This is a genomic window from Selenomonas sp. oral taxon 137 str. F0430 (assembly GCF_000183625.1).
GTDB lineage: Bacteria > Bacillota > Negativicutes > Selenomonadales > Selenomonadaceae > Centipeda > Centipeda artemidis.
Window position 1 is genome coordinate 196,555 of the sequence record NZ_AENV01000009.1, and the last position, 25,909, is coordinate 222,463.

Below are 25,909 nucleotides of genomic sequence, written 5' to 3' on the forward strand. Positions count from 1 at the left end.
TCAGATCCCTTCCTCGTTGCGGTTATGATGCGGCTGTCCGTGTACGATCTGCATCGCGCGCACGGTCTCCGTCAGCACCTCCACATCGTACGACATCTCCATGCTCTCAACGCGCCGCAGAACGTCCGCCTTATGCGTCGAGACATACCGCGGCGGGAGATTGTTCAGCGCGATCATCATCATATCCGTACGGCAGCGCTCGCACATACAAATGTGCGGGTATTGCGGCGCCAGCCGATTCAGCATATGATTGACGGCGTCCTCCATATAGTTTTTGAACGGCAAATGATGCATCACGCTGCTCCTCCCGGCATATAAAGCAATTAAAGTCGGACCGTGTATATTTTCCCTTTATAATTCTTTCCCCCGAGCGCTTTCTCCGAGGCGACAGTGTACTCAATAGTATTCGGCGATTTTTTACGGATATAGACACCGACCTCATCGTCGTCGCTCACATCGTCGTCGTCGATGATACATCGTACCATGCGCACCTCGGATGCCTTCATATGTCCCTGCAGCGCGCGGGGTTCCTGTGTGTAGTAAAGCTCGAACTCGTCCTCATCTGCATAAGTAAAGTACGACCATGTACCGTAGTCGACACGTGCGTCGATGTCCACGCGGAAGCAGCCGCGCTCGCTGAGGCTCCCGAGGAAATACGGAAACAGAAGCTCGTCGTGCGCGTCCACATTCTTATTGATGATCTTGACATCCTTACCGCCTTTGCGGCAGCGCAGGAGTCCAAACGCAACGCCGGTCTTGCCCGTGCGCATGCGGTCGAAATCACCGTTCAGCTTCTTTCCTTTTCCGGCCTCCTCATCCTCCATACCGAGCGGGAGATAGAGCAGGAACGGATCGTCCTTGCGCGGCACGGCGGATTTTCCCGCATCCGCGCTCTGTTTTCCTTTCGCATCGCTCTTGCCCGTCTGCGGTACGCGCATGGTACTCTCCATCCGGCTCGTAATGTACTCCTCGAAAAGCTTGCGTACCATCGGCGCCTTGCAGGAATTGCCTGCGAGGAAAATGTGCACCTGGCGTACAGTGCGCCCCTTGAACGCCGTTGCCATCGCTTGGAAAAAGTTTTCCACCCCGCGCCGAATCCGATCCTCAAGCGTGCGCTCGAGCTTGCGCACATCGATGTCGATATGCACCTGCGCACGGTTGCCCGCATTCCCGGTCTTTTCCGAGGAAAAGAGCGTGAGCGTCGTTTTGAAGCCGTCGCCTGTCGCAAATTCGTCATAGCCGGCGCCGCGCTCCCAGAACGGACGCAGCCGCTCGGCGAGGATCTTGTTGTTGAGATGTGATGCCGCGTCTCGCGTCTCGCGCACGAGCGCCTCTGCCCCCGCGAACGTCTCGCACTCGGGCGGCAGCGCAAACGTAATCTTGTGCTTTCGCATCTCTGAGAGGTTGTCCTTAAACACCTCGTAGGCAAGCAGTTCGAGAATATTCTCGCCGCCGAGATACATATCACTGCCAAAGCCGAACTGCTCGATGATGAACTTGCGCCGCCGGTTCTCCGGCACATATTCCACGCCGAAGTCAAAATCTGTCGTGCCGCCGCCGAAGTCAAAGACGCCGTAGGCGACCTCGTCGCCCGGATGCTTCGGCTCAAGCCCGTATGCCTCGAGCGCACTGACGGCGTAGGCGGCAGGTTCGCTTGCCCCGTCGTAGACACGGAAGCGGCGCATCATCTCTGCATCGTCAAGCAGCGCCTTGGGCAGGGTCTTTTTCAGACCGCGTTCAAAACTCATGCGGATGTGCTCGCGCACATCCTTCTCATAGCCTACCGGGAACGAGAGAATATAGTCGAGATAGATGCTGCGGTGCATATTATTGATGTAAAGTCCAAGGTAATATGCATAGATCTCAATGGGGTCAAATCCGCCCGCATCGAGCGGCAGTGTCTCGGCATAGGGCTTTACCTCTTGGATGTAACCGTGCCGGTCTTTGAGGATCGGTGAGTTCGCCGTATCGCGCGTCCAGCGTTTCAACTCGCTGAATACGGAGTAGTAGACCGAGATCCCCTCTGTAGACTGACGCTCGAAGATCGCATCCGCCGCCTGATGCGACGCAGTAACCTGCGCCCACTCCGTATAGGGACGCCCTTCGCGCGCACGGTAGAGCATCTTGAACTTCTCGATATCAATCAACTCGATTGCCGTCGGATTTTCATAGTCTTGAATGGTCGGCTCATGGGAATAATCTCCCTTGCCGATGCGCAGGAGACGCGCATCGCGGTCGCGGCAGACGACAACCGTACTGCGTGTGCCGAAGTCAATAGCACACGTTCCGTTCATGATCACGTCGAGCTGCGGCGGACGCGCCACGAGGAAATCCGTCGGCGGCAGGCGCAGACATACGCTGTCCTCACGTCCGTCGTCCGTCAGTTCCTCATACAGCTCCCAATGTCCAAGACTCATATCGGTGAGAAGGCGTTCCGGATAGGGCTGGATGTTCGCCCGCACATGGTCGCACAGCAGGAGTTCTTTCTTGAATGGCTCAATGGAAAAATCAAGCGCCACGGATCCGGTGTTGATCGCCGTCTCAATAATACTTTGAATATCAAAGGTCAGTCCGAAGATCGTCTCTTTGAAGCGTCCGGCGACCACATCCTCGGCAAATCGTTCATGATCAAAAACGAGCTGATCTGCATCGACACGGATGTATGCACGGATCTTCGGATACTCCGCCACAAGCCGGCGCAGGCGCTCTTCCTGCTCATGGGACACGTCCTCTGCGTTGAACTCATCCGCAATCCATTTGAGGAAGCTTTTCGCGCCGCTCCTGTCCGTTCCGAATGAAAACATATACTTCTTATTGACAATAGATGCTGTCTCGTCTTTAAGCGCGGCAATATCACGTCCGATCTGCGCACCGAAGCGGAGCGAACTCTCGTAGAAAAACTGCCGAAAGGTATTCTTTTTCAAATACAGCGTCCGCATGAGCATTGGCCGCAGCGTCGCTCCCTGCACCTCTCTCCGCGTCATTCATTCATCTCCTAGCGAAAATAAAAAATCCCTTGCTGTAATATTCTTCGCATTCTGTTAAAATCCTTTTTCAGACAAAAAAGCCCTGCGTCAAATTTGCAGGGCAATGATTCAAAAGTGGTGCGCTCGGCGGGAGTCGAACCCACGCTTTCAGCTCCGGAGGCTAACGTCCTATCCACTGGACTACGAGCGCGCTGCCGTATGGCACAAGCCGTATTATAACGTAAAAAAGATAACTTGTCGAGATTTTTTTCTAATCGTTTGTCTTTTTCGTGGTTTCATCCGGTTTCACACGCTCATCACGATGCACGGCAGAAACAGGCGCGAGATACTTGCGCACGGCACCGATCTCATCCTCAATAAAGAGCGCGACAGGCGACTCGCGCAGCATGACGAGTTCGAGCAGTCGTGCCTGCTCCGCAGGCTTTTTCTCCTGCATCGCCGCAGGATCGGCTGCAGCGCGTGTCAGCGTGACCGCTTTCTGCTCCGCTGCCACATACGCGTCCGTCTTGACAACGATGCTCGCGACAGGATTATAGATCTCGTCCGAAAGTGTCACGGGCGGCACATTCTTGTCCATACGCGCGCGCAGATCCTGCATATCGCGTTCAAGCTCGGAGAGACGCGCATAGGTCGCCCTGATGTCGCTCTCCCCATTCTTTGCATCAGCAAGGATCTGATGGTAGCGCGTCCAGCAGCGGTCCAGTTCCCCGATCCCCTTCTGATAATCGTTCCACCACGGAACGAAGAGCTCCTGATCGCGGTTCATCGCGGCGAGACGCTCCTGTGTGAGCGGCGGCTCCTCACGCTTTTCCATCTGGGTGTGAAGCAGTACGCCGCCCATAATTGCGGTTAAGAAGGCAAAAATGAAAAAAACGCGCCCCGGCAGGTAACGAAACAGAATGATAAGCAGGAGCAATGCGATGACCGCCGGAACATAATGCAGCATAGAGACCTCCGCAAAATCAATGACGGGAATTTTTAAGCGCCCGCACGCTTTTGGAGCGCAGCTCGGTCGAGAATCCGAATCCGCCCGCGCGACGCCTGAACCAGTCCCTCATGCCCGTATTCCCGAATGAGACGGCTGACGACCTCACGCGCAGTGCCCAGATAGTGCGCCGTCTGTTCATGGGTAAAGTTTACCTCATCACGCTCCGTACGTTCGGATTCTTCGATCAGGAATTTGGCGAGACGTCGATCCGCCGAGGTAAAGAGCATCTGCTGAAATTTCCACAGGGTCTCCGAAAGTCGTTTCACTGCCGTCTCATAGGCTCTGAGATGGGCGACGGTATTCACCTCAAAAATACGGCGCACCACTGCCGTATCAGACACAAACACTTCCGTATCCTCGTTGGCATCGATATAGACGTCTCCGGTCAGGGTTTCAAGTACACAAGTACCGGAGACAATCGTAATATCACCTTTTCGAACAAAATACAGGGTGAGTTCACGCCCCTCCTCTGAAAGGAGATAGACACGCAGACTGCCGGACATAATGTGCATGGTCGCCACCCGTGCCAATCCGCCGCGATGTACCATCGCTCCTTTTGGATAGTGAACGTACTGCGTATGTGCGGCAAGGAGTTCCTTCTCCTCTTCTGTCAGCGTATTCCACAGAGGAAACGCATGGATGTATTCTCTAAATTGGCAGCCATCCCTTACTCGCGCCGACATATCCATCCTCCCCTTTTTCCACATTTCTACAAATCCCGGCTTATTTCTTCTTGTGCATACAGCGTACGGTAGAAAGTCCCGCCTGCGCTCCCTCGTAAGCGGCTTTGACAATCTGCAGCAACCCGCCCGTACAGTCGCCTGCCGCATACACCCCGGGGACGTTCGTCTCCATCTGCGCATTGACGACAATTTTGCCGTCTTCCACGAGCACGCCGAGCTTACGCGCAAGCTCCGCCGTCCCCGCTGTACCGATCGCAAGGAATACGCCCGCAGTATTCGCCGTCGTCCCGTCCGCAAATACAACGCGCGCAACACGCCGATCTCCCTCAATGCGGGCAATGCGCTCCGTATAGACCGCAACCTCCGGCGGAACACCGGAGGGCGGCTCTCCCCCGTTTGTGAGGAGCTGCACCTTCGCCGCGTGAGGCAAAAGGACTTGTACCTCGTGCAGCGCGTATTCCCCCGCACCAATAACAGAGGTCGTCTTTCCACGATAGAAGAATGCGTCGCAGACAGCGCAGGAACTGACACCTCGCCCTGTAAACTCGCGGATGCCTGGAATAGAGAGCGTCTTGCGCGTCGCGCCCGTTGCGAGGACAACGGCATCGCCCGTGTAGAGTTCGTTTTTCCCCTCGACGGCGAATGACGTACCGTCTCCCGTGATCCCCAGCACTTCGTCAGTCACAAATGTGATGCCGAGCCGCCGTGCGCCTGCAATGCCGCGCCGTGCGAGTTCGCTGCCCGAGACGGGCTCCTCGATCCCGTAATAATTCTCGATCGTCTCCGCCGCCTTGAGCGCCCCGATCTCCTTTGCAATCACCGTGACGTCGGCGCCGCCGCGCCGTGCGTAGAGTGCCGCCGAGACGCCCGCGGGTCCCGCTCCTATGATGAGCACATGCATCGTTTTCTCCTACAAAAACCTAGATGAAAAAAGAGGCGTCCCCTGAGACGACACCTCTTTTTCTCTCCACGGGGAACTTGCTCGGTCAATGATGATTAAACAGCAGGCTCACCGATCGATGACTTTGAACGCGCACGATAACGTCTGCAAGCGACTGTGCGAGGGAAAGCGTGACGAGTTTTTCGGACTGCTTCTCCGGCGGTACCGGAATGGAGTCCGTAATAACGAGTTTTTCCAGCGGAGACGCTTCGATGCGTTCGACCGCGGGATCGCTGAGAATCGCATGGGAACAGGCGGCAAGCACGCGCTTTGCTCCGCGCTCCTTGAGCGCCTTTGCCCCCTCGCAGAGAGACCCTGCTGTGTCCACGATATCGTCGATGAGGAGTGCCGTCTTTCCCTCCACCGCACCGATGAGATTCATGACCTCCGCGCGTCCCGGCTCGGGGCGCCGCTTCTCGATGATGGCAATCGGCGCATGGAGGAAGTCCGCCATAATACGTGCACGCGTCACGCCGCCGAGATCCGGCGAGACAACGATGAGGTCTTCATAGTTCTGCTCGCGGAAATAACCCGCAAGGACGGGCGCCGCCGCCAAATGATCCACCGGGATATCGAAGAATCCCTGGATCTGTCCCGCATGGAGATCAACCGTTACAACACGAGTCACGCCCGCTGTTGTCATAAGATTCGCTACGAGCTTTGCCGAGATGGGTTCGCGTCCGCGTGTCTTTCGATCTTGACGTGCATATGCGTAATACGGAACGACCGCCGTGATGCTGTGTGCGGACGCACGTTTGCATGCGTCGGTCAAGATGAGGAGTTCCATCAGGTTGTCGTTGACCGGAAAGCTCGTGGACTGGATAATGAAAATATCCTTGCCCCTGATGCTCTCTTCGATCATCACCTGTGTCTCACCATTATTGAAATGCCCGACGAAAGCCTCACAGAGCGGAACGCCAATCCGTTCGGCAATATCTGCCGCCAGTTTTGGATTCGCATTTCCCGTCAGAATGCAAACGTTGTCGGTTTCAAAACTCATCTTTCTGTTCCTCCTAAAATCTGCATGCGCGATCTCTTATATACACCGCATACAGTATAACACGCACCGAATACTTTTGGAAGTGTATTCATCTTGCTTTTTCACGGGAATCACGAAACTGATCGGAGCTCTTACTTTCTCTTGTCTTTCCAGCCCTCGATCTCTTTCTGACGTGCACGCGCCACGGCAAGCGTCCCTGCAGGCACGTCTCGCGTGATGGTGGAGCCGGCTGCAACATAGGCGTCGTTTCCAAGCGTCACGGGCGCGACAAGGTTGGAATTGCAGCCGACGAAGGCGCGGTCGCCGATCACCGTGCGGAATTTCGACTTACCGTCATAGTTGACCGTGATCGTCCCGCATCCCATATTAACGTCTGTCCCCATGTCGCAGTCACCGATGTAGGAGAGATGTGGAAGTTTCGCCCCTGCACCGATTTCAGAGTTTTTAACCTCGACAAAGTTCCCGATCTTGACATTCTCGCCGATATGCGTATCCGGGCGAATATGAGTGAATTGCCCAAGATCCGCCCGGCTGTCGATCTCGGCATCATGCGCATAAGTATAATGCGCCTTCACGCCGTCCCCTACAACGACGTTTTGGAAGCGTACATGCGGTCCGATGCAGCAGTCCTCACCGATCACCGTATCCCCCTCAAGAAGCGTGAAGGGATAAATAATTGTATCCATGCCGACGCGTACATCCGCATCGACAAAGGTTGTCTTGGGATCAATGATCGTCACCCCGTCCGCCATCAACTCCTCAACCTTGCGCTTGCGCAGAATCCGCTCCGCCACGGCAAGCTGACTGCGAGAATTGATCCCGAGCGTGCACTCGTAGTTATCGGCAACGACCGCCCAGATCTTTTCTCCCGCATCACGGAGGATGCTGAGCACATCCGGCAGATAGTATTCGCCCTGCGCGTTGTTGTTCGTCACCTTGGCAAGCGCGGAAAAGAGTGCGTCGGCATCAAAGCAGTAAATGCCTGCGTTGACCTCGTGGATCTCAAGCTCTTCGGGCGCAGCGTCCTTGTGCTCGACGATTTTCAGTACCTCGCCGTTTTCGCGGCGGACGATGCGCCCGTATCCCTTGGCATTCGGCATGATTGCCGTAAGCACCGTTGCCTTTGCCCCCGCCTGCACGTGTTCTTCATGGAAGCGTGCAAGCAGCTCCGCTGTGAGCAGCGGTGTGTCACCACAGAGCACCATGATCGTTCCATGTTCGCCCGCTAGGAGATCCTTCGCCTGCAAAACGGCGTGTCCCGTCCCGAGCTGCTGCTGCTGCTCCACATACTCAACGCTGTCGCCAATGGCCTTTCGCACGGTCTCGCCGCCAAATCCTGTGATGACAATATTGCGCCGCGCACCAGCTGCATATGCCGCATCAATGACATGCTGAAGCATGGATTTTCCCGCCGCACGATGCAGTACCTTCGGCAGCTTTGACTTCATGCGCGTGCCCTTGCCCGCCGCCAGTATGACCGTAATAAAGTCCAACATATATGCCTCCAATCTTGAAGGATACCTATTCGGGATCCCCTTTGCTTTTCTTGCTTTTGCGCTTAATCAGCGATGTGCCCGTCTTTTTTTCCTGCTCTTCGATTGCATAGAGAAGCGTCTGTTCCGAATGCTCCATATGCTTTGCCCCAACTTTACGGGCAAGCCGGGCATCTCCGGAACCGATGGCATCCACAATGGCACGATGCTCTTCAAGCGTCGCCTTGAGGCGTCCGGGGTACGACATGGAAATCGTACGAAACCGCGTGAGCTGTTCGCGCAGATTGCCGATGATGAGCAGGAGACGCTGATTGCGCGCAGCTTGATAGAGGAGTTCGTGAAACTCGATATCCGTCTGTACGATCCGATCCATGTCATGCTCTTCGATGGCGCGTCCGATAGCGACCAGCAGACGCTCCAGACGCTCCTGCTCCTCCTCGGTGATGCGCTCTGCTGCAAGCTCGCACGCCAACGCCTCAAGCGCCGCGCGAATCTCAAAAATCTCGTTGATGTCGCGGATAGATACGCTTGCTACATAGGCACCGCGCCGCGGAACAGTGACGACATACCCCTCCTGCTCAAGCTTGCGAATCGCCTCGCGCACGGGGGTGCGGCTGACCAAAAGCTCGTCGGCGAGAGCATTTTCCTTCAGCCATTCGCCGGGTTTCAAAACTCCGCTGCGAATGGCATCTCGCAGCACCTCGCAGACAATATCGCGCAGCGGCTGGTAGCTGTTGACGACAACAGGTGATAGTTTTCCGTTCATAAAGATCCCTTCAATGCAGATTGCTCATACCATTTCGTTCCGGCGTCCTGCCGTCCGTGTCAAATGTACCTCGGCGTCCGTCTCAGCGCGGAACGTCTCAAAGGTACGCACAGCGGCATCCGCATCGGCAAAGAGCCCGAACACTGTAGGTCCGCTGCCCGACATCATCGCGCAGACGGCGCCTCCTCGGCGCATCCGCGCACGGTACGCCGCGATCACGGGATGTGCCGCTTCCGTCACCGGCTCGAGCACGTTGACGGCAAGTTTGGCGCAGGATGCCGCATCGCCGCGTGCAAGCGCCTCTAAAAAAGCTGCATTATCAGGATGCTGTTCCGGCGGATGTGCGTCATAGGAACGGTACGCCCACGGCGTCGAAACCGCAACCGGAGGTTTTGCGAGCAAAACTGTCGTTTCCGGAAAATCCGCGAGCCGCCGCATCACCTCTCCCCGCCCTGTGGCAAACACAGTGCCGCCCATGATGGAAAAGGGAATATCCGATCCGATCCGTGCGCCAAAACCGCAAAGTTCCTCATCCGTAAGTCCGAGATCATACAATGCGTTCATCCCGCGCAGTGTGGCAGCCGCATCCGCACTCCCGCCGGCGAGCCCTGCCGCCACGGGAATACGCTTTACAATATCGATGTCCACGCCGCCGCGCACACCGCACGCCTCTATGAGAAGCGCTGCGGCACGATACGCTAGGTTGCGCTCGTCCGACTCTAGTCCCGGCACATCTACACTAAGACCGATGCCCTCCTCTCTGCGCCGCAATGTCAGTGTATCCTTGAGTGCCAATGACTGCATGACTGTCGCAATCTCATGATAGCCGTCATCCCGGAGTCCCAAGATGTCGAGCGTCAAATTGATCTTCGCATATCCGAAAATCGTCACCATTCGGCTTCCCCCATTGTCCTATCTGTTTCAAGATTACCATGATTTATAATTATTTACAATGGTTTTTTCAAAAAATTACGGCAGGGTCAATATCAATCGCGATATTATTATTCAAATGAACATCTTGTTCATATAAAAATTCCCGTACAGGCGCGAGCGCGTCCGTCTTTATCAATACGACAAACCGATACTCATTCCGTTCTTTTTCGATGAGCGCAGGCGACGGTCCTATAACGGCACGCCCCTGTCCGTCACAAAAATAGTTTCTATAGGCGGCGACAAACGACTCCGCCATCCCCCACGCCTCCTCGCGCCGTACGGCATGAAAAAGCAGCTTCACGATGCGGCTGAACGGAGGATAAAAGAGTTCGCGCCGCAGTTCAATCTCCTTCTCATAAAAAGAGATATAATCCTGCCGCATGGCACACTGTACCGCATAGTGCTCCGGGTTGTACGTCTGCACAACGACTTCGCCCTGCGTGCCGTGACGCCCTGCGCGCCCCGCCGTCTGCGTAATGAGCATGAAACACCGTTCCGATGCACGGAAATCCGGTAAATTGAGACTTGCATCTGCGCTGATGATACCGACGGATTGAACGCCGGGCAGATCATGTCCCTTCGCCACCATCTGCGTGCCGAGCAGAATGTCATATTCCCTGTTGCGGAACTGCGCCAGGATTTCATCGTGTGCAAACTTTCGCCCCGTCGTATCGCGATCCATGCGCAGGACACGCGCCGTCGGCAGGAGCTTCCGAAGTTCCTCCTCGAGTTTTTCCGTGCCTGATCCAAAGTATTTGATATAGCGGCTGCCACAAGAAGGGCATGTCTCCGGAACGGCGGCACGTTCGTCACAGTGATGGCAAAGCAAGACGCCGTTCCGATGGTAGACAAGCGGCAGTCCGCAGTCCTTACAGGTGATGACCTTTCCACACGCGCGGCACATGACAAAGGTCGAATACCCGCGGCGGTTGAGCATGATGATCGCCTGCTCGCCGCGCGCGAGGGTCTCTGTGAGGAGCGCGCGCAGCGCCTCCGAAATAATCGTGCGCCGCCCGCGCCGCAGTTCCTCGCGCATATCGACGGTACGCACGCGCGGCAGCGGTTGCCTTCCGATGCGCTCCGGCATCGTGAGCAGGGTCAGCTCGCCCGTGTGTGCGCGGGCATAAGTCTCAAGTGCGGGCGTCGCACTGCCGAGCAGGAAGATTGCACCAAAGCGCCGTGCAAGGATCTCCGCGACCGTACGCGCATGATAGCGCGGCGACTCGTCCTGCTTATACGACATATCCTGCTCCTCGTCGAGGATAATACAGCCGATATTGTCGGCAGGTACGAAGAGCGCCGATCGCGCACCGATGATGATGCCCGCCTCGCCGCACCGCACACGAAAGATCGCATCGTTGCGCTCCGCGAGTGACAGTCGGCTGTGCATGACAACGATGTCGCCGGCGAATATCTCTTGAAATGCCGTGATGAGCTGCCCTGTGAGCGCGATCTCCGGCACGAGGACGACGACCTGCCGCCCGCGTGCGCGTACGGCACGCGCCGTTTCAATGTAGACACGCGTCTTACCGCTGCCTGTAACTCCGTGCAGCAGATAGCCGCGGTAGATGCCTGCTGCGACGCCCTCCCGCAGGGTATCTGCCGCATGCGCCTGCGCCGCCGTCAGCGGCACCTCTCTCTGCGCCGTCTCCGCCTGCGTACCGTAGCTGTCGCGTGCCTTACGCCGCCGATGCTCCACGATGAGATTTGCCGCAAGCAGGTGCTTTACGGTCGCAGGCGTGACCCCCGCCTCCTTCAGCGCCACTGACGAGTACTCCGCTTGTCCTTCGAAAAGATGCAGTGCGCGCGCCTGTGCCGGTTTGCGCGTAAGCGCGGCGAAATGTTCTTCTGTGAGTGCTTCGGCGGCACTATAGTATTTTTCATAGCGCGCCCGATCTCGGCGATCCGCATGGTATTCCTTGCTTATAATCCGATAGCGGAGGAGTTTTTCTACCGTTTCCTCCGCCGGAACATCCGGCAGTGCACGGCGGATCTCCGCGATGCGCAGCCCGCCCTTCTGCAGGAGGAAGTCATAGACGGTGCGCGCACAGGAGTCGGCGAGCACCGGATGCCCTGCGTTCGCCGCCACGGCCTCGTAGACGGGAAAAATCCGCAGTCCGCTCTTCCCGGGCATGAAAAGCCGCATCATCTCCGCTAGAGAGCAGAGATAAAAATCCGCCAGTTCCCTCGCTGCCGCAAGAAGCGCGGGTGAAAACCACGCCTCCTCATCCACCGCCGCGAGCACGGGACGCAGCCGGTGCGCAGCGTCCCGCGCCGCGTCGTAAGGACGCACCGCAACGACGAAGCCCTCCACGCGCACCTTGCCGAACGGTACAAATACGCGCCAACCAGCGCCGACCTGCGAAAGCTCCGGCGGAAGGAGATAGGTGAACGCACGGGCGATGCTTTTCACAGGGATATTGATATAGACATCAGCTACCGTCATGCATTCCTCTTCTCACATAAAAAAGCTGTTACACGAATCATTCGTGCAGCAGCTCCTTTCCCTAACGTCGTTTTTCTTTATGAGGCAATTGCCGTCCTATTCTCGAGAATGACTTTCCCCGCCTGACACGCGGGACAAATACAAGTCGTCTCGCCTTGCGACTTTGCCTTTTTTGCCGCAATCGTCAGCCCGCTCGCTTTTTTCTCGCCGAACGCGGCAATTCCCTCCGGGGAATCCGTGAATCCGATGAGCTGATCGATCGTGAGAACGTCGCTCTTGATTTCATCAATCAAAGCTGCATACGCGGGCTTCTCCCCCGGCGTATCCACAGCCCTTAGAAAGGCTTGCGCCTTTTCCTTCAGCCCCTCATAGACAGAGGGCGCTTCGCTGAGTTTCTCCACCTGCTTGATGACGCCGTCGCGATCCAAAGCCATATCGTCGACCTCCTTCTCCAAGTAATATGTCTGAGTTATAAAAATAATCTATCCGTATTATAGGGCAATGTACGCCGTTTGACAATAAGAAAAAAGATTTGCACATCCGTAATTCCGAGTAATTTTCTCGGAATTGTGGTTTGAATCACAGTCATACGTTCCCATGCGGTGTATGCTAAAGTCACAATTTACAAGACGATTTACAGAGGAGGAACAATCATGGCAATTCTAAACAACATTGCGCATACACAGACGCTCTTGCTCAAGGAACAGGTCGCCTACGCGGACGGACAGGTTATCAGCAAGACACTTGTTCAGAATAAAGGGCTCGGAATCACACTCTTCGCTTTTGCCAAGGGCGAAGGCGTCAGCACACACGAGTCGAAAGGTGACGCACTCGTCACAGCTCTTGAAGGCGAGGGCGTCATCACGATCGACGACACCGTCTACAACGTCAAAGAGGGAGAAAGCATCGTTATGCCCGCACGGCATCCGCACTCCGTCTACGCATCAAAGGACAGCGGCTTCAAGATGCTTCTCGTCGTAGCGTTCCCCGAAGCCTGATGACATATAAGCCATCTGCTGTATAAACTACTACATTGGATTGCTTTGTCCATAATAAAAGACGACCGCAGGAATATTCTTCGGTCGTCTTTTATTATGTTATGGATGGAGTATAAATTGATGCTAACGATTCAACTCCGCATTTTTCTCAACGATGAGCTTAAACAGCTCCGTGTCCGCAGGAATCTCTGTGAAATGCGTGAGCGCGGCGTCAAAGCCGTGTTCTTTCACATAGTTCTGCACCTCGACCGCCTCGGGATCGTCCGCGTAGTCGAAGTGAAGCGCGGCGGCAATCACCGTCGCGAGTGCTTCGGGTTTCTTCCCCAGTCCCATCAGCTGCACGGCGGGAGAGACAAGTCGATCCGCTGCGCCGAGCTTGCGCTTCGGACCGCGGGCGACGCGCGTCACGGCATCGGAGAGATGCGGATTTTTGAACCGTTCCTCTGCCGTTCTGATATATGCGGCGTGTTTTTCACTGTCAAAGCCGTATTTCTCGATAAGCAGTTCGCTCGTCTCCCCCCACACGCGGCGGACAAAGGAGACGATCTCCTCGTCGCGCATCGCGGCGGCAATGTCCTCGATGCCCTTCAGATACGCCATGTAGGCGATGGAGGCGTGCCCCGTGTTGACCGAGAAGAGCTTGCGTTCGATGTAGGCGGTGAGATTGTCCACCCACGTCAGCCCCTCGATGGCAGGCGGCGTGCCGACCGCCCCTTTGCGGTCGACATCCCACTCGGCAAACGGCTCGACCTTGACGAGGAGCGGATCCTCGTTGTGCTGGATCGGCACAATGCGGTCAACCGCCGCATCTGGAAAACCGATGCAGTGATTTGCCTTCTCCTTCACATCTTCCGGGAGATGTTCATATACAAAGTTTTTGAGCACGGTCGACCCGCCGACCATATTCTCACACGCGATGATATTGAGCGGCGCATCGTTCTTTGCAAGTCGGCGTACAAGTCCCTTGGCGATATTCGGCGCGATGAATTTGAGGATGTTCGGGCCGATCGCCGTCGTCACGATATCTGCCGTGACAAACGCATCGAGCAGTTCCTCAAGGTTCGTATTGCTGTTGATCGCCCGCACATGCTCGACATGGATTTTTTTCGGCGTATCGCCGACAATCTCAATGTCGTAAGCACGGCGCGCATTGATCTCATCGACGAGTGCCTCCGCCACATCGACGAACGTAACCTCGTAGCCCGAGCGGACGAGGAGTTCGCCGATGAACCCACGGCCGATATTGCCGCCGCCGAAATGAATTGCCTGTTTCATTCTCAGTCCTCCTGCATGAAAACGGCATAGAGTTCATCCGCGCTCTTGGTCGTAAAGAGCGCCGCAAGCTGCTCGTCGCTGTAGTCGCCGACCATGGTCGCGATGTTCGCGAGGATCGCGAGATGATCGTTGCCCATGCCTGCGATGCCGATGACGAGATGCGCGGTCTCATCGCCGAACTTCACCCCTTCGGGGTACTGGAGGACGACGATGCCTGTCTTTTTAATGGTATCCTTGACGGCGTTCTCCCCGTGCGGGATTGCAATCCCCTTGCCGATGAAGGTCGAAAGCTCCTTCTCGCGGTTGAGCATCCCCTGCACATACCCCTCGTCAACGTAGCCGCCCGTCACAAGCAGTTTGCCCGCCGCGGTGACCGCCTCTTCTCGGCTGACCGAGGGGAGACCGACCTTGACGTTCTCTTTCAGCAGGACGCCCGCACCGATTTTCGGCTCTGCGGACGCGTCGGCTTCGCTCGTCGGCGCGGAGGTATCGACCGCAGCGGCCTTCAGCCGCTCGGTGACGATGTCGTAGACGTTGTTCTGCGTGAAGTCGCGTACCCAGATGTGCTCCGCCTGCGGCGAATCCGCAAGTGCGCGCTCGGCGAGTTTTTCATGCGAGATAACGAGCTGCGCCTCCTGTGGAATCGCACCGATCGCACAGTTTGTCACCGAAATATCGGTGTAGCCGTCCTTCTTGAGCTTCTTGCGCAGCGCCGCTGCACCAAGCGCCGAGGAGCCCATCCCCGCGTCGCAGGCGTAGACGATGACCTTCAGATCCTTGCCCGAGACTTTCTTCTCAGCCGGAAGATCTTTACCGCGGTTCTTCATATCCGTCATGCTCTCACGCGCATTCTCAAGAGAGTCGTCGTCCACATCCTTGGACATCTTGATAAAGACGGAAGCCACCGCGCACGATACCGCCGTCGCAACGGCAACTGCAGACATATTTGCAAACAGCGCCGCGCTGTTCGGTGTCATGGCAATGATCGCAAAGATCGAGCCGGGTGACGAGGGCGCAATAAGCCCACCGTTCAGCATCACAAGTGTAAAGACACCGGACATTCCGCCCGCGATCGCCGCGATGATGAGGATCGGCTTCATGAGTATGTATGGGAAATAGATTTCGTGAATACCGCCGAGGAAGTGAATGATCATCGCACCCGGCGCCGACGACTTTGCCATGCCCTTACCGAAGAGCCAGTAAGCAAGCAGAATCCCTAAACCCGGTCCCGGATTTGCCTCAAGCAGGAAGAATGTGGACTTGCCGAACTCCTGCGCCTGCTGAATGCCGAGGGGGCTCAGCACGCCGTGGTTCAGCGCGTTGTTGAGGAAGAGCACCTTTGCCGGCTCAATGATGATGGATGCCAGCGGCAATAAGCCCGCCGCAACGATCCCTTCAACGCCGGAGCGCAGGACATCGTTCGCTGCACCGACGATCGGCCCCACGACCTCAAACGCGAGGATCGCGAGAATGCCGCCGAGGATGCCGAGTGAGAAGTTATTGACGAGCATCTCAAAGCCGCCCGGGATGCTGTCGCGGACGGCATTGTCAAATTTCTTGATGACTGCGCCGCCCAAAGGACCCATGATCATCGCCCCGAGGAACATCGGGATGTCGGAACCTGCGATCACGCCCGAGGTCGCAATCGCCCCCATCACGCCGCCGCGGTGTCCGTTGACGGCGAATCCGCCCGTGAATCCGATGAGCAGCGGTATCAGCCATTTGCTCATGGGGCCGCCGACCTGTGCGAGCGTCTCGTTCGGCATCCACCCGGTTGGAATAAATAATGCGGTGAGGAAGCCCCACGCGATAAATGCGCCGATATTCGGCATCACCATTCCGGACAGGAAGCGGCCAAATTTCTGCATGGCCTCCTGCGCCCCTCCGCCCTGTTGACTCATAAAAATCCCCCTCTGTATAATAAAAATATAATAAGAGCCGTCCCAAAACTTTCTAGGAAGAACTCCCCCAAACCAAACGGTACATATGCGCTCCATTCCCGCATAGTGCACGATATACTATAAATCTCATTATAGCGAATCTTTTTCATTCGCACAATATAGAGATCCCTCATTCAAGTATAAAATAATTCTATATATAAAAGAAAAAAGTCAATGCGCAACATATATTGCACATCGACATGATTCATTTTTATTATACCCCAAAATCCAGTCCCGGCACGGCATTCAAATATAGGTTATCGTAATGCCCCGCCGCCGCTTGATAGGCGCCGCGGCAGGCGATCATCGCGGCGTTGTCCGTACAGAGACGCGGCGAGGGATAGAGGTAGCGAATACCGCGCTCCGCCGCGGTCTCACGCAGACGGTTCTCGAGTGCCGCGTTCGCCGCGACGCCGCCCGCGAGGACGAGCGTATCGCGCCCCGCCTCCCGGATCGCCTCAAACGCCTTGTGCACGAGCACCTCTACGACGGCGGACTGGAACGACGCGGCGATATCCGCCCGATGCAGCTCATGCCCTTTCATTTTCTCGCTGTTGATATAGTTCAGGACGGCGGATTTCAGTCCGCTGAAGCTGAACTCATAGTTCCCCTCCTGTGCGAGGGCGCGCGGAAAATCGATCGCGGCGGCATTTCCTTCCCGAGCGAGTTTATCGATCTCAGGCCCCCCGGGATACGGCAGCCCCATCACGCGCGCGACCTTGTCAAACGCCTCGCCCGCCGCATCGTCACGCGTCTTTCCCAGCTGACGGAAGGTATCGTAATCCGCAACGTCGACGAGCGCCGTATGCCCGCCCGAGACGACGAGCGCCATAAAGGGCGGCGTGAGATCCTTCGTCTCAAGGAAATTTGCAAAGATATGCCCCTCAAGATGATTGACCCCGATGAGCGGCACACCGAGGGAAAATGCAAGCGATTTCGCCGCTGATACGCCGACGAGAAGCGCGCCGACGAGCCCGGGACCATAGGTGACGGCGACTTGATTGATATCCGAAAGTTCTATGCCCGCCTCTTTGACCGCTCGATCCACGACGGGTAGGATGCTCAGGATGTGGTTGCGCGAGGCAATCTCCGGCACAACGCCGCCGTATTTCCGATGAATCGGTATCTGCGTCGCAGTCACGCAGGAGAGCAGCTCCCGCGTCCCGCGCAGCACCGCCGCCGAGGTCTCGTCGCAGCTTGTCTCGATGCCGAGGGTAATTTTTTCGCGCATGACCGCCCTCCCTTCCCCGCGTCCGTTTTTCTTTTATTCATCCTCATCCGCCGGAAGCAGCTCTCTCTCTTTCGTTCGGAAAATATCCGCGGCGTCGTACGCGGGCGCGACGACAAACGCGCCGGCATGATCCATATAGCCCCACAGTTTTCCGACCCGCACCGGCATCAGTCCCGCGGCAAAGGGGCCGAGATCCGTCACGCCGTCGGGCAGTGTCAAAATATCTTTGCCGTCTTTGTCGATCACATGCCACGTTCCATCCTTGCATACACTCGCCGCACCCTCGCCGAAGCTCACGACCTGATCGTATGCCGGCGGAATAATAGCGGCACCCGCGCGGTCGATAAAGCCCCATCGATCGTTGAGGCGCACCGCGAAAAGTCCTTCGGTCAGCGGATAGATTCTTTCATACCGCGGTTCGATCACATAGGCCCCCGTCCTGTCCATGACGCCCCACTTTCCCTTTGTCATGACATAGGAAAGGCCGTTCTTATCAAAAGGACTCACATAGTCGTTCTTCGTCGAAATGATTTCTTTTCCCGCGGCATCGACATAGCCTCGCTTTAAGACATCGTTGCCGATGCTCGTATAGATTTTATCGTCGTAGATCTTATCCCACTTGCTGCCGACCAACATGGTCGAAATCGCGTTGAAGCTATAGGTTCCGACGCGGTTATATACCGCGGCCAGCCCGTCCTTATAAGGTTCCATGCGGTCATAGGTCGACGGCCACAGAATCGTTCCCGTCGCATCGATAAAGTACGCGAAGCGATCGTCGCTCACAATCGCCCGTCCGTCCTCCGTAAAATCGTGATCCACATAGTAAAAATGCGGCTTGATAACCTCCGCCCCCGTCCGGTCGACGAATCCCCAATCGGGACGCACAATGGCGCCGTGGTTCTTCAGCACAGCCGCGTAGCCGCCGGAAAAATCTCTCGCATCCGCATACGCGCAGGGAACGACCTGTGCGCCCGTCTTATCGATATAACCGTAACGTCTCGTATCGTCCCGAACGACGGCCGTGCCGTCCGAGAACGGACGCGCCTCCGCATAGACGCAGGGAATGACCGTCGTTCCCTCCCGATTGATATAGCCGTAGCGGTTCGTATCGTCCTTTACCGCCGCCAGCCCCTCCGAAAAATGCCCCGTCGCCCGATAATGCCCGGGCAGAAAACGTCCGTCGAGATCAACAAACGTCCACGTTTTATCCGACCGACACACGCTCGCAAGGCCTTCGCAATAGGAGTACAGTTCGCGCTGCTCAATGGGAACGACGATATGCCCGTCCGCGTCGTAGGCGCCGTAGCGATCGTTCTTCTTATCGTAGACGATAAAGCGCCCTTCCTTCGCGTCGCCGACCCGCTCGTACGCGACCGGAACCGCGACCGTACCGTCCGCGCGCAGAACGCCGCATTGTTTTTTATCCGTCACATGGATAAAGCCCGCGCTGTCAAAGCGAATCTTATCGTAAATCGGCGGCACGACAACGTTCCCCGCCGTATCGAGGACGGCGCGCTTCTTTCCCGTATGGACGATGACCAGACCGTCTATGATCTCGGATTTTTCCTCCTCCTCGCCCGCGACTATCATGGCGTGGATGATATTCCCAAAAATACCGGCCTCGGCGTCGTTCCCCGGCAGCAAAAACATCGTCGATAAGAGAGCGCCGACAAAAAGCCGTCTTCCCCATTGCTTCATCATTCTTCTCCTTGAGCGACGGATTCCGGCGCGCCGGACGCGGCGCCGCCGCACATTTCCTTTAACTTTGTATGCCACATGAGGATCGCGTCCTCATCATTATCTTGGTAATATTTCTTTCGCACGCCGACAGCGGAAAATCCAAGGCGTTCATAGAGATGCAGGGCGGCGGCATTCGAGGGGCGCACCTCGAGCGTCATGCGCTCCGCTCCGCGCGCTGCGGCGGCACGCATCATCGCTTCCATCAGGCGGCATCCGAGCCCGCGCCCGCGCCGCGTCTCCGTGAGCGCGATATTGGTCACCTGTGCCTCCTCGAAGGAGATCCAGCAGCCTGCAAAGCCGATGATGTGATCGTCCTCGCACGCCACGATATAGCAGGCAAATTTATTCGACGCCTCACGCCAAAAATCTTCGCGCGACCACGGCGTGGGGAAGCTCTCCCGCTCCACGCGTGCGACGCCCTTGGCATCCTCCGCCGTGAGCGCACGAAACGTGATCATACCGCCTGCTCCGCACCGTGACGTTTCTCCCAGAGCACCTCCGCTTCGCTCCGACGCAGATAGAGCGGCTCAAGCGTCATCGCATCGTCCGCCGCATCGCGCGCAAGGCGTGCGAGACCTGCGAGCCCCACACAGGCGGCGCACGGCATCCGCATGTGTATCGGCGCAAGCCGCACGCCCGCGGGGAGCGGCTCATCCGCTGCCTTTTGCATCGCGTCCCCCATCAGGAGCACGGTCTTCTCCGTCCCCGCAAGAGACGCGACGAGCGCGTCGCGCGGCAGGATGCGCAGGGGACACACGCTATGGAGAACAGGTTTGCCGCTCTCCCATGTCCACGCAAATTCCTCTGTGTAGACGTTACCCTTTTGCGCATCCATCATAGGAACGAGGCGCACGCCCTCCCACATGCAGTGATAAGCGAGCGCCTCGAGCGTCGGCACGCCGACCATGGGAATCCGAAGTGCATAGGACATCATCTTCGCGGCGGCAAGCCCGATGCGCAGCCCGGTGAAAGAGCCGGGACCGATGCTGACGGCAACGCCCGCGAGCTCATCTTTTTTCACGCGCGCCATCCGCAGTGCCGTCTCGATGTGCGGCATCAGCGTCTCTGAGTGGGTCAGCGCCCCCTGCATACTGATCTCCGCGGCGACGCGCTCCTCTGAGATCACTGCGACGCTCGAGACCTGCGAAGCGGTATCAACGGCTATGATTGACAAGTCCGTCCAGCTCCTTTAAGAGCGCCGTGCTCTTTTCCCCCACAGCGTCGAATGTGAATTGCCGCCCCTCCGCCGAGACGGCATCGATCCGTACCGTCAGGCGGTCGGCGGGCATCGCATCCGGGAATTTCTCCGCCCACTCGATGAGCACGATGCCCTCCTGTGCCTCCGCGTACTCGTAAAACCCAATGTCCTCAAGCTCCTCTTCGGTATTCAGCCGATAGAGGTCAAAATGCACGATGGGACATGCCGCTTCGTAAATATTCATCAGGTTGAACGTCGGACTCGTGACGTCGCTCTCCACGCCTAGCGTGCGCGCAAGTGCGCGTACGAAGAGAGTCTTGCCGACGCCAAGTTCCCCGTCGAGGCAGATCACCGTCCCCTCACGGATAATTTTACCGATCGTTCCCGCTAAATGCGCAGTCTCCTCTGGAGATTGCGTGATACAGGTGAGCATAGTTCAACCCCTCATGAATACATGTGAAAACCGAAATAAAGTTCTGATATATTATAACACGCGCGCGGAATTTGCGCAAAAGAAAAAGCACACAGACTCTAGCGGATGAGGAGTACCGCAACATCGTTCACATTCGTCCCCGTGGGCCCCGTCATAATCAGCCCGTCGACGGCTTGCAGCGCGCGGTATGCGTCGTTGTCCGCAAGAATATCGTCGATGTAGATGCCGCGCGCCGCAAGTATCTCCTGCGTATGCCCGTCGACATAGCCGCCCGCCGCATCCGTCGGGCCGTCCGTCCCGTCGCTGCCAAAACTGAGGAGCGCCGCATTCTCCATCCCCGCGAGCCCCGCGGCAGCGGCAAGCGCCAGCTCCTGATTTCGTCCGCCCTTGCCGTGTCCCGTGAGGTGCACGATCGTCTCCCCGCCCGCGATATAGGCGTGCGCACCGTCTCCCCGGTGCGTCTTTGCGATTGCACTGAGAAACCGTCCCGCTTCGCGCGCTTCAATATCGAGCTCATCCGTGAGGATATGCGGCGCATAGCCCAATCTCCGGCACTCCTGCGCCGCCGCCGCGCAGAGTTCGCGCACACTGCCCGTAATATGCGTCTCCACATGGGGCAGTTCCTGCGGCAGCGGCTCGTCCAGGAGTGCCATCGCTGTATCCGATAGTTTCAGACCGTATTTCTCCACAATTGCCTTCGCCGCCGCCGCACTCGTACTGTCGGGATATGCGGGGCCCGATGCGATCATGTCGAGCGGGTCGCCGATGATGTCGCTCAAGACGATGCTGAGGACATGCGCCGGCGCGCAGTGTGCCCCGAATCGCCCGCCCTTGACCGCGCTCATACGCTTGCGGATCGTATTGATCTCCACGATGTCTGCGCCCGAGGCAAGCAATTTTTCCGTCATCGCCGCAAGCTCCGCGTCGGGAATGATCGGCTGCTCAAAGAGCGCGCTCCCCCCACCCGAGAGGAGGAAGAGCACCGTATCGTCTGCGCAGAGATCTGTCGTCATCTCCAGTGCCTGCGCCGTCGCGGCAAAGGAGTTCGCATCGGGAACGGGATGTCCCGCCTCAAAGCAGACAAGTCCGGGAATCGGCGCGCGTACATGGTCGTACTTCGTAATTACGATGCCGTCATGAATACGATCCCCCAACATCTCCGCCGCCGTCTTTGCCATCTGCCACGCGGCTTTGCCAACCGCGACGAGAACGAGCTTCCCCTTTGCAAACTCATGTCCCGCGAGCGCCTTTCGAACGGCGGCATCCGGGAGCACGGCGCGCAGAGACGCCGCAACAATCGCATCCGCATCGCGCCGGAGCGCACTGTGTTCAAGCGTCATGTGAAACTCCTTTCCAGAAAGTTCTCACATCAATTCCTCATAAAAAACCGCCGTGACCTCAGGCAGCCCACAAAACATCCCTGCAGCAAGGCGGTTCTTCGACGCGTCTTTCTCGCATCTCTTCCGATGTAAATTTTGCAGCGGCTCATGCCGCAAGACACGAGAAGATCAGCGCCGGTCGTCCGCCTCGTCCGGCAGGCACACGTCCATGCGCCCGCCCGCGATGTCGATATTGCGCACGACGCTGCGCAGCGCGGGGATGAGGAGTTCTCGCCCGTCCTCCGCGCGCACGGCATAGACGTCGTTGCTGCCCGTGCGGATGACGTTCTCGACGCTGCCGAGGAGCGTACCCGCTTCATCATAGACGGACAGCCCCACGATATCAAAGACGTAATACTCCCCCTCCTCGAGCGGTGCGGCATCCGTGCGCGCGACGGTGAGCAGCCGTCCCGTGAGCCGCTGTGCCTCCTCGCGGACGGGATACTCGCGGAACTGCATGAGGAAGTTCTTCCCCTGCTCTTTCATGCGCACGATGTGCAGGAGCTCGTCCCCCACCACGACCTCGCGCAGTCGGGCGAATCGTTCGGGGAAGTCCGTCAGCGGGATGACGCGCACATCGCCGGCGATGCCGTGCGGTGCACCGACGCGCCCGATGACAATGCGCCCCTCAGGAGCGGATGGCGATAATTTTGTCATCTTCGACTAAAATCTCGACGTTCATGATCTCGCGCATATCGTCGCCGATATGCACCTCGACCTGATGCTCAAGCGTGCCCTGAATGATCTCCGCGCCCTCGGCGAATTTCTCGAGCTCCTCAAGATGCGCGCGCGTCTGTTCCACATACTCCATGCGGGACTGGCGTTCCTGTCGGATCATGTTGATGTGGTCGATCGCCTGCGGTGTCAGCTCCCCTGCTCCGCCTCCTGCATGACACGTTTTTCCTGAATACCGATCTGCTGGAGTTCGAGTTCTGCACGGCTGACGCCTTCCTCCATCTCCTTGCGCATCTTCGTGCGCAGCTTCTCCGTCAGTTTTGCCTTGACCGTGACAGGCACTTTCAGCGAAATAGAATCCATGTTGATCTCTCCTTATACAAAAACGGCGACCGTCTAAGACGCACGCCGTTTCGATGGGCTCAGCCGATCTCGACCGTCGCCCGTTTATTCTCCTTCGTCGCGGCGGCTTTGACAACGCTGCGCAGCGCCTTTGCGATGCGCCCCTGCTTACCGATGACCTTACCCATGTCATCCTCCGCCACATGAAGTTTCAATATGATCTCTTGATCATCCTGCGTCTCGTCAACGACGACAGCTTCCGGATGATCCACCAAGGATTTGGCAATAACCTCGACTATCTCTTTCACGCCGGTCGTCTCTCCTCACCGCGCGCCGGACTGAGGGATTCCTTCGATATGAAAGAACCCCGTTCCCCGGACGCTGCGCTCCTTAGTCCTTCTTGCGCTTTGCCTCGGCAAATTTTGCCATTGTACCGTTCTTGCTCAGGATGTTCCTGACCGTATCGGTCGGCTGTGCGCCCTTCTGCATCCAGTCGATCGCCTTCTCCTCGTCAATGTTGACGACGGCGGGCTGTTTCGACGGATCGTAATTCCCAAGGATTTCGATGAATCGACCGTCGCGCGGTGCGCGCGAGTCGGCGACAACGATGCGGTAGAAGGGATTCTTCTTCGCACCCATGCGGTTCAAACGAATCTTGACTGCCATATTCTCACCACCTTTCGTTGTGTTACCTAAAGAACGGCATTTTGGGAAGCCCCATGCCGCCGAGTGACGGCATCTTTGGCATTTTCCCCTTACCCTTCATTTGGTTCATCTTCTTCATCATCTTGCGCATTTCGCCGAACTGCTTGAGGAGCTTATTGACGTCCTGCACGCGCGTACCGCTGCCCGCAGCGATGCGCTTGCGGCGGCTGCCGTTGATGATCGTAATGTCCGCGCGTTCCTTCGGGGTCATCGCGCGGATGATTGCCTCGAGACGGCGCATTTCCTTGCCGTCAAGATCGAGCTCTTGATCGCCGAGCTTTTTCTTCAGACCGCCCATCCCCGGAATCATGCCGAGGATGTTATTCAGCGAACCGAGCTTTTTGATCTGCTGCATCTGCTCGAGAAAGTCATCGAGTGTGAAGTCGTTCTTGCGTAGCTTCTCCTCCATCTTCTTCGCGTTCTCGATGTCGAAATTTTCCTGCGCCTTCTCCACGAGGGAGAGCACATCGCCCATACCGAGAATGCGCGACGCCATGCGGTCGGGATGGAACACCTCGAGCGGGTCGAGCTTTTCGCCCATACCGACGAATTTAACGGGACGCCCGGTCACCGCCTTGATGGAAAGTGCTGCACCGCCGCGCGCATCGCCGTCGAGCTTCGTCATGACGATGCCGTCGAGCCCGAGCGAAGCGTCAAACGCCGCCGCGACGTTCACTGCCTCCTGCCCTGTCATCGCGTCAACAACGAGCAGGATTTCATGCGGCTGCACGGCCGCCTTGATGTCGCGCAGCTCCTGCATCAGTGTCTCGTCGATCTGCAGACGTCCCGCCGTATCAATGATGACTACGTCATTTGCGTGCGCTGCCGAGTACGCGATCGAAGCGCGCGCGATGGCAACGGCATCCTCTTGCCCCTGCGAAAACACGGGAGCACCAACCTTCTCGCCGATGACCTCGAGCTGCTTGATGGCGGCGGGGCGATAGATATCGTCCGCCACGAGGAGCGGACGTTTGCCCTGTTTTTTCAGCATGAGGGCGAGCTTGCCCGCCGAGGTCGTCTTACCCGAGCCTTGGAGACCAACGAGCATGATGACCGTCGGCGGGTTTGGGCTGATATTGAGCCGGCTCTCCGTCCCGCCCATGAGCTCCGTGAGCTCCTCGTCGACGATCTTGATGACCGCCTGCGCTGCTGTGAGCGTGTCGAGTACTTCCTGCCCGACGGCACGCTCCTTGACGCGCTTCACGAAATCCTTAACGACCTTGAAATTGACGTCCGCTTCGAGCAGCGCCATGCGCACCTCGCGCATCGCATCGTTCACGTCGTCCTCGGTCAGTTTGCCGTGTCCGCGCATTTTCTTAAAGATGCCCTGCAGGCGGTCGGATAGATTCTCAAATATCATAAACTCACCTCCTCCTGTTCCGCACTAGTCTCTACATAGCGCCGCAGCGGCGCTATGATGTGCTGCACATCCGCAGTTGCGATCGGCTCCTTGAGCGCACACAACTCCTCGTAGATACCCGCGAGTTCGCGCTCCTCTGCCGCGCGGCGCGCGCGCAGTCCGAGCCGCTCCTCCATCTCGGCAAGCGCATGCTCAGCGCGGCGGATGCTCTCATGTGCCGCCTGCCGCGTGATGCCGAGCGTCTCGCCGATCTCCGCGAGTGAGAAGTCCTCGGCGATGTGCAGGTGCAGACATTCCCGCTGTTTCCCCGTCAGCAGTGCGCCGTATAGATCGTACAGCTGCGCGAGATCGTAAAGCCGCTCCAAGTCATCACCCATTCCGACGAAACGCCATACGT

The 25,909-nt window shown here is 57.4% G+C and carries 25 protein-coding genes, 1 tRNA gene and 1 pseudogene; 1 reads left to right on the forward strand and 26 read right to left on the reverse strand.

What is annotated here, in order from left to right; translation table 11 throughout:
* The 12 genes from HMPREF9162_RS08140 to HMPREF9162_RS08195 form a co-directional block, all read right to left on the reverse strand.
* Nucleotides 1-294: a late competence development ComFB family protein gene (locus tag HMPREF9162_RS08140; protein WP_009658228.1), complete on the reverse strand. Its 294-nt coding sequence runs from the start codon at nucleotides 292-294 to the stop codon at nucleotides 1-3.
* A gap of 29 nt (nucleotides 295-323) precedes the next feature.
* A complete protein-coding gene (locus HMPREF9162_RS08145; RefSeq protein ID WP_009752782.1) occupies nucleotides 324-2,984 on the reverse strand; it encodes a hypothetical protein in 2,661 nt (886 codons plus the stop codon).
* A 118-nt stretch (nucleotides 2,985-3,102) separates the two neighbouring features.
* Nucleotides 3,103-3,177, reverse strand: a tRNA-Arg gene (locus HMPREF9162_RS08150).
* Between the two features lie 60 nt (nucleotides 3,178-3,237).
* Nucleotides 3,238-3,933 (reverse strand): hypothetical protein, encoded by a 696-nt coding sequence (locus HMPREF9162_RS08155; protein WP_009658250.1) that lies wholly within the window; start codon nucleotides 3,931-3,933, stop codon nucleotides 3,238-3,240.
* A 32-nt stretch (nucleotides 3,934-3,965) separates the two neighbouring features.
* Nucleotides 3,966-4,658 (reverse strand): Crp/Fnr family transcriptional regulator, encoded by a 693-nt coding sequence (locus HMPREF9162_RS08160; protein WP_009658268.1) that lies wholly within the window; start codon nucleotides 4,656-4,658, stop codon nucleotides 3,966-3,968.
* A gap of 40 nt (nucleotides 4,659-4,698) precedes the next feature.
* Nucleotides 4,699-5,559, reverse strand: a complete 861-nt coding sequence (locus tag HMPREF9162_RS08165) for an NAD(P)/FAD-dependent oxidoreductase (protein ID WP_009752798.1) — start codon at nucleotides 5,557-5,559, stop codon at nucleotides 4,699-4,701.
* A gap of 85 nt (nucleotides 5,560-5,644) precedes the next feature.
* Nucleotides 5,645-6,598, reverse strand: a complete 954-nt coding sequence (locus tag HMPREF9162_RS08170) for a ribose-phosphate pyrophosphokinase (protein ID WP_009658231.1) — start codon at nucleotides 6,596-6,598, stop codon at nucleotides 5,645-5,647.
* A 131-nt stretch (nucleotides 6,599-6,729) separates the two neighbouring features.
* Nucleotides 6,730-8,094 (reverse strand): bifunctional UDP-N-acetylglucosamine diphosphorylase/glucosamine-1-phosphate N-acetyltransferase GlmU, encoded by a 1,365-nt coding sequence (glmU, locus tag HMPREF9162_RS08175; protein ID WP_009658237.1) that lies wholly within the window; start codon nucleotides 8,092-8,094, stop codon nucleotides 6,730-6,732.
* A 25-nt stretch (nucleotides 8,095-8,119) separates the two neighbouring features.
* Entirely contained in the window at nucleotides 8,120-8,857 is a 738-nt protein-coding gene (locus HMPREF9162_RS08180) for a GntR family transcriptional regulator (RefSeq protein WP_009438951.1), read from the reverse strand.
* Nucleotides 8,858-8,881: 24 nt separating this feature from the next.
* Nucleotides 8,882-9,751: a 4-(cytidine 5'-diphospho)-2-C-methyl-D-erythritol kinase gene (gene ispE, locus HMPREF9162_RS08185; RefSeq protein ID WP_009752805.1), complete on the reverse strand. Its 870-nt coding sequence runs from the start codon at nucleotides 9,749-9,751 to the stop codon at nucleotides 8,882-8,884.
* 67 nt (nucleotides 9,752-9,818) lie between these two features.
* Entirely contained in the window at nucleotides 9,819-12,236 is a 2,418-nt protein-coding gene (gene priA, locus HMPREF9162_RS08190) for a primosomal protein N' (protein WP_009752874.1), read from the reverse strand.
* Nucleotides 12,237-12,313: 77 nt separating this feature from the next.
* On the reverse strand, nucleotides 12,314-12,670 hold the full coding sequence (locus HMPREF9162_RS08195) for a hypothetical protein (protein ID WP_009752875.1): 357 nt from the start codon (nucleotides 12,668-12,670) through the stop codon (nucleotides 12,314-12,316).
* A 219-nt stretch (nucleotides 12,671-12,889) separates the two neighbouring features.
* Here HMPREF9162_RS08195 and HMPREF9162_RS08200 point away from each other — a divergent pair, with 219 nt between their 5' ends.
* A complete protein-coding gene (locus tag HMPREF9162_RS08200) occupies nucleotides 12,890-13,234 on the forward strand; it encodes a cupin domain-containing protein (protein ID WP_009752801.1) in 345 nt (114 codons plus the stop codon).
* A gap of 123 nt (nucleotides 13,235-13,357) precedes the next feature.
* On the opposite strand, the gene HMPREF9162_RS08205 is transcribed toward HMPREF9162_RS08200, so the two are convergent.
* From HMPREF9162_RS08205 to HMPREF9162_RS08270, 14 genes and pseudogenes are all read right to left on the reverse strand, one after another.
* Nucleotides 13,358-14,509 (reverse strand): mannitol-1-phosphate 5-dehydrogenase, encoded by a 1,152-nt coding sequence (locus HMPREF9162_RS08205; protein WP_009438946.1) that lies wholly within the window; start codon nucleotides 14,507-14,509, stop codon nucleotides 13,358-13,360.
* A 2-nt stretch (nucleotides 14,510-14,511) separates the two neighbouring features.
* The gene (locus HMPREF9162_RS08210) at nucleotides 14,512-16,410 is read right to left on the reverse strand and encodes a PTS mannitol transporter subunit IICBA (protein ID WP_009752866.1); all 1,899 of its coding nucleotides are present in this window, start codon (nucleotides 16,408-16,410) and stop codon (nucleotides 14,512-14,514) included.
* Nucleotides 16,411-16,663: 253 nt separating this feature from the next.
* Nucleotides 16,664-17,680, reverse strand: a complete 1,017-nt coding sequence (gene tsaD, locus HMPREF9162_RS08215) for a tRNA (adenosine(37)-N6)-threonylcarbamoyltransferase complex transferase subunit TsaD (RefSeq protein ID WP_009658286.1) — start codon at nucleotides 17,678-17,680, stop codon at nucleotides 16,664-16,666.
* Nucleotides 17,681-17,713: 33 nt separating this feature from the next.
* Nucleotides 17,714-19,378: a WG repeat-containing protein gene (locus HMPREF9162_RS08220; RefSeq protein WP_009658251.1), complete on the reverse strand. Its 1,665-nt coding sequence runs from the start codon at nucleotides 19,376-19,378 to the stop codon at nucleotides 17,714-17,716.
* Nucleotides 19,378-19,878, reverse strand: a complete 501-nt coding sequence (gene rimI, locus HMPREF9162_RS08225; protein WP_009350570.1) for a ribosomal protein S18-alanine N-acetyltransferase — start codon at nucleotides 19,876-19,878, stop codon at nucleotides 19,378-19,380. The genes HMPREF9162_RS08220 and rimI overlap by 1 nt, the downstream gene beginning before the upstream one ends.
* On the reverse strand, nucleotides 19,875-20,594 hold the full coding sequence (tsaB, locus tag HMPREF9162_RS08230; protein ID WP_009752854.1) for a tRNA (adenosine(37)-N6)-threonylcarbamoyltransferase complex dimerization subunit type 1 TsaB: 720 nt from the start codon (nucleotides 20,592-20,594) through the stop codon (nucleotides 19,875-19,877). Before tsaB ends, rimI begins: the two co-directional genes overlap by 4 nt.
* Nucleotides 20,575-21,051: a tRNA (adenosine(37)-N6)-threonylcarbamoyltransferase complex ATPase subunit type 1 TsaE gene (gene tsaE / locus HMPREF9162_RS08235; protein ID WP_009350568.1), complete on the reverse strand. Its 477-nt coding sequence runs from the start codon at nucleotides 21,049-21,051 to the stop codon at nucleotides 20,575-20,577. Before tsaE ends, tsaB begins: the two co-directional genes overlap by 20 nt.
* Before the next feature lie 98 nt (nucleotides 21,052-21,149).
* The gene (locus HMPREF9162_RS08240) at nucleotides 21,150-22,391 is read right to left on the reverse strand and encodes a glycerate kinase (protein WP_009658244.1); all 1,242 of its coding nucleotides are present in this window, start codon (nucleotides 22,389-22,391) and stop codon (nucleotides 21,150-21,152) included.
* Nucleotides 22,392-22,559: 168 nt separating this feature from the next.
* Nucleotides 22,560-23,087, reverse strand: coding sequence for a ribosome maturation factor RimM (rimM, locus tag HMPREF9162_RS08245; protein ID WP_009658247.1), 528 nt, complete (start codon nucleotides 23,085-23,087; stop codon nucleotides 22,560-22,562).
* Nucleotides 23,059-23,468 (reverse strand): annotated as a pseudogene (locus HMPREF9162_RS08250) (YlqD family protein). The gene rimM and the pseudogene HMPREF9162_RS08250 overlap by 29 nt, the downstream one beginning before the upstream one ends.
* 59 nt (nucleotides 23,469-23,527) lie before the next feature.
* Entirely contained in the window at nucleotides 23,528-23,755 is a 228-nt protein-coding gene (locus HMPREF9162_RS08255; RefSeq protein WP_009350563.1) for a KH domain-containing protein, read from the reverse strand.
* An 82-nt stretch (nucleotides 23,756-23,837) separates the two neighbouring features.
* A complete protein-coding gene (gene rpsP, locus HMPREF9162_RS08260; protein WP_009350562.1) occupies nucleotides 23,838-24,113 on the reverse strand; it encodes a 30S ribosomal protein S16 in 276 nt (91 codons plus the stop codon).
* Nucleotides 24,114-24,135: 22 nt separating this feature from the next.
* Nucleotides 24,136-25,512, reverse strand: a complete 1,377-nt coding sequence (gene ffh / locus HMPREF9162_RS08265) for a signal recognition particle protein (RefSeq protein ID WP_009658218.1) — start codon at nucleotides 25,510-25,512, stop codon at nucleotides 24,136-24,138.
* Nucleotides 25,509-25,889: a sigma factor-like helix-turn-helix DNA-binding protein gene (locus HMPREF9162_RS08270; protein WP_009350560.1), complete on the reverse strand. Its 381-nt coding sequence runs from the start codon at nucleotides 25,887-25,889 to the stop codon at nucleotides 25,509-25,511. The genes ffh and HMPREF9162_RS08270 overlap by 4 nt, the downstream gene beginning before the upstream one ends.
* Nucleotides 25,890-25,909: the final 20 nt, after the last annotated feature.